Raw genomic sequence first — 2,877 nt, 5'->3', positions numbered from 1 at the left:
CGCGAGCCCGCGCGCGCGGGCCGCGTCCTCGATCGCCCGGACCAGCGCCACTCCGACGCCGAGCCCGCGCGCCTCCCGGACGACCGCCAGCCGTCCCAGGGCGCCCACCGTCGGATCATCACCGGTCCGCTCCGCGGCCGCCTCGCCGTACAGCAGCCGCCCGGTGCCCAGCGGCACGCCGTCCGCCCGCACGGCGAGCACATGCAGCGCACCGGCGTCGTACGCGTCGTACTCGATGTCCTCCGGTACGCCCTGCTCGGCGACGAAGACCTGCTTGCGCACCGCGAAGCACGCCTCTCGGTCGGCGCGCTCCTCGGCGGTCCGGACGACGTACGACGGCGGGGCGGGCCGGGCGGGTGAGGTCATCCGTAGGTCTCCTCGCGGACCTGGTCCAGCGCCAGCTGGAGGTCCTCGGGGTAGTCGCAGGCGAACTCGGCCCACTCGCCGCTGCCCGGATGCTCGAAGCCCAGCCGGACGGCGTGCAGCCACTGCCGGGTCAGGCGCAGCCGCTTGGCGAGCGTCGGGTCGGCTCCGTAGGTCAGGTCGCCGACGCAGGGGTGCCGGTGCGCGGCCATGTGGACGCGGATCTGGTGGGTGCGGCCGGTCTCCAGCTTCACATCGAGCAGGGACGCCGCGCGGAACGCCTCGATCAGGTCGTAGTGGGTGACGGAGGGCTTGCCCTCGGCGGTGACCGCCCACTTGTAGTCGTGGTTCGGGTGGCGGCCGATCGGCGCGTCGATGGTGCCGCTGGTCGGGTCCGGGTGGCCCTGCACGAGCGTGTGGTACCGCTTGTCGACCGTGCGCTCCTTGAACTGGCGCTTCAGCGACGTGTACGCGTACTCCGACTTCGCCACGACCATCAGGCCCGACGTGCCGACGTCCAGGCGGTGCACGATGCCCTGGCGCTCGGCGGCGCCGGACGTCGAGATCCGGTACCCCGCGGCGGCCAGCCCGCCGATGACGGTCGGTCCGGTCCAGCCGGGGCTCGGGTGGGCGGCGACGCCGACCGGCTTCACGATGACGACCACGTCATCGTCGTCGTGCACGATCTCCATGCCCTCGACCGGCTCGGCCACCACCTGGACCGGCGCGGCGGCCTGCGGCATCTCGACCTCCAGCCAGGCGCCGCCGTGCACCCGCTCGGACTTGCCGACCACCGTGCCGTCGACCAGCACCTTGCCCGCCGCGGCCAGCTCCGCGGCCTTCGTACGGGAGAAGCCGAACATGCGGGAGATGGCGGCGTCGACGCGCTCGCCCTCCAGGCCGTCGGGCACGGGCAGGGTACGGATCTCGGGAATCGTGCTCACCCGTCGAGTATGCCGGACCGGCCCGGCACATCCGTACGCGGTGCTCAGTCCTTGTGGACGGTCCCGTCCGGGTCCAGGCCCTTGAAGGACAGCAGCACGATGAGGATTCCGCCGCACACGATCGCCGAGTCGGCCAGGTTGAAGACGGCGAAGTGCTTGGGCGCGATGAAGTCCACCACCGCGCCCTGGAAGACGCCCGGCGAGCGGAAGATGCGGTCCGTGAGGTTGCCGAGCGCGCCGCCGAGCAGCAGGCCGAGCGCGATCGCCCAGGGCAGGCTGTACAGCTTGCGGGCGAGGCGGGCGATCACCACGATCACGGCCGCCGCGATCACCGTGAAGATCACGGTGAAGGCCTCGCCGAAGCCGAAGGCCGCGCCCGCGTTGCGGATCGCCTCGAACCGCAGCCAGTCGCCGATGACCTCGATCGGCTCCTGGTGCTCCAGCTTCTCGACCACGATCATCTTGCTGACCAGGTCGAGCACGTAGGCGAAGGCGGCGACCGCGAAGAGCACGGCGATCCGCCGCCTGCCGCGGGGCCGCGCGGGAGCGGCCCCGGACTCGGCGCCGCTCTCGCCGCTTTCGTCGCCGACGGGCCGCTCCGGCTCCTCGGCCCGGGCCGCGTCCGAATCGTCCGGCGTACCGATGATGCGCTCCGCCTCTGCCACGTGAGTCCCTCAACCTAGGTGCCTGACTGAGGACGAGGGTACGGCACGCCTTCCGCACCGATCAGTACCGGCGTTCAGTACCGGCGCTCCTGCTTCTGCTTGCACTCCACGCAGAGCGTCGCGCGCGGGAAGGCCTGCATCCTCGCCTTGCCGATCGGGTTGCCGCAGTTCTCGCACAGGCCGTACGTGCCCGCGTCCAGGCGCTGCAGGGCGCGCTCGGTCTGGATCAGCATCTCGCGCGCGTTCGCGGCCAGGGCCAGTTCGTGCTCGCGTGTGATGTTCTTGGCCCCCGTGTCCGCCTCGTCGTCCCCCGCGCCGTCCCCGGATTCCCGCATCAGACCGGCCAGGGAGGCCTCCGAGGAGGCGATCTCCGTGCTCAGCCGGTCCAGCTCGCTCGACAGCTCCGCGCGGGCCTCCTCGACCTCCTGGGGGGTCCAGGGGTCCTCACCGGGGCGTACCGCCAGCTCGCCGGGCTCCGCCGCGGCGACGCGCGCCTTGGGAACGGCGGTCTGGGCCGCCGGGGCCGTGCCAGAAGTCTTCTTCGCAACCACTGTCGTGGCTCCCGTCTGCTCCGCGGCCTCGGCCGCGCCCGCCTTCTTCACCGTGCTCTCGGCCCCGCCCACGGCAGGACCCTCCGCTCCACCCTCGGCAGGACCCTCCGCCGCCCCTTCCCGCCCGGCACTGCGTCCGCCCGCCACGGCCGTCCCGTCGGCTGCCACCTTCCTGATCCCCGCCTTCCCTGCCACCGGCCCGGCGGCCGCCGCGCTACCGGTCGCCGCCTCCCCGGCCGCGGCTCCGACGGCCGGCGCCGGCTCCGCGTGGACCTGCTTGGCCGCCGCCTTCTTCGCCGGGGCCTGCCTGGCCGCCGCCTTGCTCGCCGGGGCCTTCTTCGCTACGGACTTCTT

4 protein-coding genes are annotated in these 2,877 nt (G+C 73.1%); all 4 read right to left on the bottom strand.

What is annotated here, in order from left to right; genetic code table 11:
* The coding region (locus CCN42_RS23725; protein ID WP_086738637.1) for a GNAT family N-acetyltransferase at positions 1–366 on the bottom strand (366 nt) is incomplete at its 3' end.
* Positions 363–1,307 carry an RluA family pseudouridine synthase gene (locus CCN42_RS23720; RefSeq protein ID WP_086171053.1) on the bottom strand — a complete coding sequence of 315 codons (945 nt, stop codon included), beginning with the start codon at positions 1,305–1,307 and terminating at the stop codon, positions 363–365. The genes CCN42_RS23720 and CCN42_RS23725, both read right to left, overlap by 4 nt.
* 44 nt (positions 1,308–1,351) lie before the next feature.
* The gene (gene lspA, locus CCN42_RS23715) at positions 1,352–1,972 is read right to left on the bottom strand and encodes a signal peptidase II (RefSeq protein ID WP_086738635.1); all 621 of its coding nucleotides are present in this window, start codon (positions 1,970–1,972) and stop codon (positions 1,352–1,354) included.
* Between the two features lie 74 nt (positions 1,973–2,046).
* Positions 2,047–2,877: TraR/DksA family transcriptional regulator (locus CCN42_RS23710; protein WP_245877438.1), on the bottom strand; the 831-nt coding region annotated here is incomplete at its 5' end.

This window comes from Streptomyces glaucescens (assembly GCF_002154375.1).
Lineage (GTDB): Bacteria > Actinomycetota > Actinomycetes > Streptomycetales > Streptomycetaceae > Streptomyces > Streptomyces glaucescens.
Note: the sequence above shows the minus strand (reverse complement) of the source record. Positions and strands in the feature narration are given on the sequence as shown.